Genomic DNA, 6,128 nt, shown 5'->3' on the forward strand with positions numbered 1-6,128 from the left:
GCCAAGGCTGAAGCCTTGGACTCCAGGCAGAGGCGACGCGGTCGGCGAGTGCGCCTTCGCGTAATGGCAGTGACCCAGCGCGCGAGCCCGGCCAAAACGTTTCGGACGGGGCGAATGCCCCGTCCGGCCCGAGCCGCAACGGCTACTGGGAGCGCCGCACCCCAGTGCGGCGCGGCCTCTGCCCAACCCATACCGGCGGGGTTGTCTGCGAGATCGCGCCGCACTGGGGTGCGGCGCCCCCAGGCCGGCGCTTTCCCCTATTGGGGCTCAGCGGCGGCCTGCACCTCGGCACACAGGAAGGCTGCCGGGCTGACGTAGGCGGTGCTAACCCGCCTGGAGCCGTTGCGGCACCCCACCCTCAGGAACGGTTCACTAACAATAGCCTGCACCGCGCGATCGACGCCACAAGTCCAAGTAGGCGAGCAGGATCAGGGTGGGACGGCTGTCGAGGAGTTGAAAGACCTCGCCCAGGAAGACGCCGTCCAGCGACGGCGGGAGCGGTCGTCGGGGAGACACCGCTACCTGGTGTTGGGGGATATGCGGGTCGGCGGCCTTTGGTCCGCGGTGCGGACCGAACCCCGCGCCGCCATCCCTGGCCCGCGCCCTCCCGGGCGCGCCGCCGCGCTCACATCATATTGCGGACCGTATCGGGCAAGATGATGTTGAGTTCCAGGACCTCGTGGGACTCCTCTTGCTCGTAGTTGACGGACACGGAGTTCATGTCGACGTCCACGTATTTGCGGATCACGTCCAGGATCTCGCGCTGGAGTTTGGGCAGATAGGAGGGGCGATGGCGCTCGGCCCGGTCATGGGCGACCAGGATCTGCAGCCGCTCCTTGGCCACGTTCGCCGTCCCCTTGGGCTGGGAGTTGCGGAAGTAGTCGAGTAGGCCCATGGCTTATCCTCCGAACAGGCGGTTGAAGAAGCCCTTTTTCTCAACATGGATAAAACGGTGCGGCAGGTCTTCGCCCAAGAACCGGCACACCGCATCGGCATAGGCCTGGCCGGCGTCACTCTCCCGGTCGAGGATCACCGGCACCCCGGAATTGGACGCGGTGAGCACCGCCTTGGACTCCGGGATCACCCCCAGCAGGTTGAGCGACAGGATGTCCTGCACGTCCTTCACACTCAGCATCTCCCCGGTCTCCACCCGCTGCGGGTCATAGCGGGTCAGGAGCAGGAATTCGCGGATCGGCTCGGCATTGGTTTCGGCACGGCGCGACTTGCTGGCGAGGATGCCGAGCATGCGGTCGGAGTCCCGCACCGAGGAGACCTCCGGATTGGTCACGACCACCGCGTCGTCGGCGAAGTACATGGCCATGGTGGCGCCGTGCTCGATGCCCGCCGGGGAGTCGCAGACGATGAATTCGTAGCCCTGGGAGAGTTCCTCCAGCACGCGGCCGACGCCCTCTTTGGTCAGGGCCTCCTTGTCGCGGGTTTGGGAGGCGGGCAGCACGTAGAGGTTGTCGCAGCGCTTGTCGCGGATCAGGGCCTGGTTGAGGTTGGCCTCGTGGTTGATGACATTGACGAAGTCATATACCACGCGCCGCTCGCAGCCCATGATCAGGTCCAGGTTACGCAGTCCCACGTCGAAGTCGATCACGACGGTGCGGTGGCCCCGCTGCGCGAGCCCCATGGACAGGGCGGCGGACGTGGTGGTCTTGCCGACGCCACCCTTGCCCGACGTGATTACGATGATTCTCGCCAAGTTACGACCCTCCTCTAGGGTATGCCGGCATCGGCGGGACACGCTGGACCCGCCGTTAATGCATCAAATTTTCTCGATCCGCAGGATCTTCTGGTCCAGATAGACCTGCACCGGCACCCCCCGCAGGTCCGCCGGAATGTTCTCGGCGACCCGGTAGTGTCCGGCCACCGAGACCAGTTCGGCCTGCAGGTCTTGACAGAAGATGCGCGCCTCGACATTACCCCGGTGGCCCGCCTGGGCGCGTCCGCGCAGGACGCCGTAGACGTGAATGTTGCCGTCGGCCTGGAGCTCCGCACCGGAACTCACGGGCGCGATCACCGACAGGTCGCCGCCCGCCGCGTAGATCGATTGTCCGGAGCGCACCGGCCGGGTCACCAGGGTAAAGGTCGGCACCGCGCCGCGGCCCGCCTCGGGGGCCGCCGCGGTCGGTGCGGCCGGTGCGGCCTTGGCGGAACGCGAATAGGCCTCCCCCAGGACGGCCAGGTCCATCGCCTCCGCCGCGGCGTGTTGTGACTTGCTCCCGCCGCGCACGCCGAAGGGGATCATCCCATAGCCGCGCAGCAGGCCCACCAGCAGCGGGAACTCGACCTCCCCCGCCCACTCCGGGAAGGCCCCGAGGTCAATCACCACCGGGGTGTTGTGAAAAAAGTCCGGCGCCTGCTCCACCTTGGCCCCGATCTGCTCGGCCACGGCCTCCATGTCGCCGTTCAACAGGCGGATGACGGGCAGGGTGAAGCCGGCCGCCTTGAGCTCGAATGCGGGGGGTGCCTCGCCCGCCGGGGGTCTGGAGTTCACTGCCATTGGTCTTGGCGCGGGGGTCTGCGACCCCCTGGCCCTCCTGTCTGGTTGGCTGCTGTCAGATCGCGGGGCCGGCGCTGCCGAACCCGTGACCGCGGACCAGGTGCGATGCCGCGGTCCACCGGCGCGGCGTGCCGCGCGGCGCTCGCCTGGTGGGTCATTGGTATCCCCCGTGGCCGCACCGCCGTCCGATTGGCACCCAGGCGCACCCTGCCATCGGACCGGGCAAACCGGCCGGACGCCAATGCTACCCGTTGCCACCCGGGCGGCATAGTACCGCGGCCAGCATCGGCTATGCACGACACCACGGTCAGCCCGGCGGCCACGTGAAGGGCCGTCCACCCAGGACGTGCAGGTGCAGGTGAAACACGACCTGCCCCCCGCCCGCGTTGCAATTCAACACCGCGCGATAGCCGCTCTCGGCGATCCCGGCCGCCCGCGCCACCTTGGCCGCGGCCAGCAGCAGCCGACCGAGCAATTGGGCGTCCTCGGGCTGGGCGTCATTGAGGGTCAGGATGGGCTTGCGCGGGATCACCAGCAGATGGACCGGCGCCTGGGGACTCAAGTCACGGAAGGCGACCACGTCCTCGTCCTCGTAGACCAGGTCCGCCGGGATCTCGCCGCGGGCAATCTTGCCGAAAATGGTATCAGTCATGGGCTGTGGTCAGTGCAATGGTCAGTGGTCGGTGGTCAGTGGTCGGTGGTCAGTGGTCAGTGGTCAGAGTGCGCGCCGGCCGGTGAAGGCCAGGGCCAGGGTGCCGCCGTCGACGTATTCCAGTTCGCCGCCCAAGGGGACGCCGTGGGCGATGCGGGTCACCTTGACGTGGCCCTCCGCGGCACACTCGGCAATGTACTGCGCCGTGACGCTGCCCTCCACGGTCGGGCTGATGGCGAGGATCACCTCGCTGACCAGACCCTCGCGCAGGCGCTCTTCCAGGAGCCCCAGCCCCAGATCCTCGGGACCGATGCCGTCCAGGGGGGAGAGCCGCCCGCCGAGGACGAAATACTGCCCGCGGTAGTCGGTGGCCTGCTCGATGGCCACGATCTCCGAGGGCTGCTCCACGACGCACAGCAGGCTCGGGTCCCGGTTGGGGTTGGCGCAGAGTCCGCACAGATCGTGCTCACTCAGGGTCCGGCAGCGGCGACAGCGACCGATGCGGGTCATGGCCTCGGCCATCACCCGCGCCAACCGATGGCCGCCCTCGCGGTCGCGCTCCAACAGGTGAAAGGCGATGCGCTGCGCGGACTTGGGGCCCACCCCCGGCAGACAGCGCAGGGCCTCGATCAACTGATTGAGCAGAGTGCGCTGGGCCATGGGTGACGCCGATCCGCAAAACGTCAGTTAAAAGGGGAGCTTGAAGCCGGGGGGCAACGGCAGGCCCGCGGTCAGTTCGGCCATGTTTTCCTTCGCCTTCTCGGCCACACGCTGACTTGCGCCATTGAAGGCAGCGGCCAGCAGGTCCTCCAGCATGTCCTTGTCGTCCCCCAGCAGGGCGGGGTCGATCTCTACCCGCTTGACCAGGTGCTGGCCGTTCATGGTGATCTTCACCATGCCGCCGCCGGACTCACCGACGACCTCTTCCTGGGCCAGCCGCTCCTGGGCATTCTTCATGTCCTCCTGCATCCGCTGCGCCTTCTTCAACAGATCGCCGATTCCGCCTTTCACAATACACTGCCTCCAGGTTGGCCACGGCGGCCGCATGGCCGCGTCGCCGGGTTGACGAGATAGGGCACGGTCAGTCCAGGGGCTCGATACTGCCCGGGACCCACTGGCCGTCGAATTGATCACGCAGGCGGCGGGCCACCGGGTCGGCCGCCAGGGTGTCCTGCGCGGCCTGCGCGCGGGCGTCCTGCTCCCGGGTGCGCCGTTGCGCCGGGGTCTCCTGCTGCGGGCGGGCGATGCGGATCTCCAGGCGCAGGGGGCCGCCCAGGGCGCCCTCCAGGGCGGCGCGCAGGCGCTCCTCGGTCCCCGCGGAGCGCAACTGCTCTGCCCCCGGGTCCAGGCTCAGGGTCAAGCGACCCTCGCCGAGCGCGATGAATCCACAGTGGTGGGCGAGTTGACTGGCGATACCGCCGACCCCCAGGCGGTCCACCAACCGATGCCAGTCGGCCGTGTCGGTCAACGGTGCCGACGGGGCCGGTGCCGGGACCGGTTCCAGCGGCGGGGGCGGCTGGGATCGGCCCGGTGCCCGCGTCGCGCCCGGGTCCGGGGCCGGGACCGGCCCCGCACCCAACTCGCTGCCCCCGCCGGACGCGGCAGCGGCCAGGGCGGCGGCGGCCGGGTGGGCGCCCCTGGTCGGCGCCCCCGGGGCATCGCCCGTACGGGGCACCCCGGCCGCTGCCGGCTTCACCGCACCCACGAGGCCCTCCCCGGGCCGGAAGGCCAGGGCGCGCAGCAGGACCATCTCCAACCCGGCGCGCGGGTCCGGGGCCAGGGCCAGGTCCGCCTGGCCGGTGAGCGCGACCTGGTAATAGAGTTGGAGGTCCGCCGCGCCGATCCGCCCGGCCAGGGCCGCGAGGCGCGCGTGCTCCGGGTCGTCGGCGGCGAGCGTCTCGGGTACCTGCTGAAACAGGGCCAGGCGGTGCAGCAGGCCGATCAGCTCGCGCAGCAGTTCGCCGAAGTCGGGGGTGAAGGCGGCGGCACGCTCGACCTCGGCCAGCAGCCGGGCGCCGTCGGCGTCGGCCAGGGCCTCCACCAGGTTGAACGTCAGGTCCGCGCCCACGGTGCCGAGCATGGCCCGCACCTCGGACTCGACCACCTGGCCGGCCCCGTAGGCGATCGCCTGATCGAGCAGACTGAGCCCGTCGCGCATGCTCCCATCCGCCGCCCGGGCGAGCAGTGCCAGGGCGGCGGGCTCAGCCGGCAGGCCCTCCGTCTCCAGCACGAAGCGCAGGCGTTCGCGGATCTCCTCGGGCAGCAGGCGCCGCAGATTGAACTGGAGGCAGCGCGACAGGACCGTCACCGGCACCTTCTGCGGGTCGGTGGTGGCGAGCAGGAACTTCACATGTGGCGGCGGCTCCTCCAGGGTCTTCAACACCGCATTGAAGCTGTTGTTGGAGAACATGTGCACCTCGTCGATGAGGTACACCTTGAAGCGACCGCAGGCCGGGGCATAGGGGACGTTGTCCAGCAGTTCCCGGGTCTGATCGACCTTGGTGCGGGAGGCCGCGTCGACCTCCAACAGGTCGACGAAACGCCCGGCGTCGATCTCCCGGCAGGCGGAACAGACCCCGCAGGGGGTGGAGCTCACGCCCTGTTCGCAGTTCAGGGCCTTGGACAGGATGCGCGCCAGCGTCGTCTTACCGACCCCGCGGGTGCCGGTGAAAAGATAGGCGTGATGCAGTTGATCCCGGTCCAGTGCATTACTGAGCGCGCGCACCACATGCTGCTGCCCCACCATGTCGGCGAACGACTTGGGGCGCCATTTGCGGGCGAGCACCTGATAGGTCATGCGCGGGGATGCCAGGCTAGGGGTGGGGCCGCCGTGCGGCGCTGGGGTGGCGCGCAGTGTAACCGATGCGGCCCCGGCAGGTATCGCGCGGGCCGGGTGTCGTTCGTTGTCGTTGTCGTTGTCGTTGTCGTTGTCGTAATCGAACAATCCGACCACGATTACGACAACGA

The 6,128-nt window shown here is 69.0% G+C and carries 8 protein-coding genes; all 8 read right to left on the reverse strand.

Features of this window, described 5'->3' with window-relative positions; translation table 11 throughout:
* Nucleotides 1–372 precede the first annotated feature (372 nt).
* The 8 genes from QZY48_RS14760 to dnaX all read right to left on the reverse strand — a co-directional run bounded on the left by QZY48_RS14760 (nt 373) and on the right by dnaX (nt 5,958).
* The gene (locus QZY48_RS14760; protein WP_295432055.1) at nt 373–516 is read right to left on the reverse strand and encodes a hypothetical protein; all 144 of its coding nucleotides are present in this window, start codon (nt 514–516) and stop codon (nt 373–375) included.
* A 109-nt stretch (nt 517–625) separates the two neighbouring features.
* Entirely contained in the window at nt 626–895 is a 270-nt protein-coding gene (gene minE, locus QZY48_RS14765) for a cell division topological specificity factor MinE (protein ID WP_100919972.1), read from the reverse strand.
* A gap of 3 nt (nt 896–898) precedes the next feature.
* Entirely contained in the window at nt 899–1,708 is an 810-nt protein-coding gene (gene minD, locus QZY48_RS14770) for a septum site-determining protein MinD (protein ID WP_295432056.1), read from the reverse strand.
* Nucleotides 1,709–1,771: 63 nt separating this feature from the next.
* Entirely contained in the window at nt 1,772–2,509 is a 738-nt protein-coding gene (gene minC, locus QZY48_RS14775) for a septum site-determining protein MinC (protein ID WP_295432058.1), read from the reverse strand.
* A 307-nt stretch (nt 2,510–2,816) separates the two neighbouring features.
* Nucleotides 2,817–3,161, reverse strand: a complete 345-nt coding sequence (locus tag QZY48_RS14780; protein WP_295432061.1) for a histidine triad nucleotide-binding protein — start codon at nt 3,159–3,161, stop codon at nt 2,817–2,819.
* A gap of 63 nt (nt 3,162–3,224) precedes the next feature.
* Nucleotides 3,225–3,821, reverse strand: a complete 597-nt coding sequence (recR, locus tag QZY48_RS14785) for a recombination mediator RecR (protein WP_295432064.1) — start codon at nt 3,819–3,821, stop codon at nt 3,225–3,227.
* 27 nt (nt 3,822–3,848) lie between these two features.
* The gene (locus tag QZY48_RS14790; RefSeq protein WP_295432066.1) at nt 3,849–4,175 is read right to left on the reverse strand and encodes a YbaB/EbfC family nucleoid-associated protein; all 327 of its coding nucleotides are present in this window, start codon (nt 4,173–4,175) and stop codon (nt 3,849–3,851) included.
* Between the two features lie 67 nt (nt 4,176–4,242).
* The gene (gene dnaX, locus QZY48_RS14795; protein ID WP_295432069.1) at nt 4,243–5,958 is read right to left on the reverse strand and encodes a DNA polymerase III subunit gamma/tau; all 1,716 of its coding nucleotides are present in this window, start codon (nt 5,956–5,958) and stop codon (nt 4,243–4,245) included.
* Nucleotides 5,959–6,128: the final 170 nt, after the last annotated feature.

Origin of the sequence: uncultured Thiodictyon sp. (genome assembly GCF_903828115.1) — a bacterium.
Taxonomy (GTDB): Bacteria; Pseudomonadota; Gammaproteobacteria; order Chromatiales; family Chromatiaceae; genus Thiodictyon.

Coding starts and splice junctions, on each gene's coding strand:
- minE (WP_100919972.1), bottom strand. CDS start 895: ATGGGCCTACTCGACTACTTCCGCAACTCCCAGCCCAAGGGGACGGCG.
- minC (WP_295432058.1), bottom strand. CDS start 2,509: ATGGCAGTGAACTCCAGACCCCCGGCGGGCGAGGCACCCCCCGCATTC.
- QZY48_RS14780 (WP_295432061.1), bottom strand. CDS start 3,161: ATGACTGATACCATTTTCGGCAAGATTGCCCGCGGCGAGATCCCGGCG.
- recR (WP_295432064.1), bottom strand. CDS start 3,821: ATGGCCCAGCGCACTCTGCTCAATCAGTTGATCGAGGCCCTGCGCTGT.
- dnaX (WP_295432069.1), bottom strand. CDS start 5,958: ATGACCTATCAGGTGCTCGCCCGCAAATGGCGCCCCAAGTCGTTCGCC.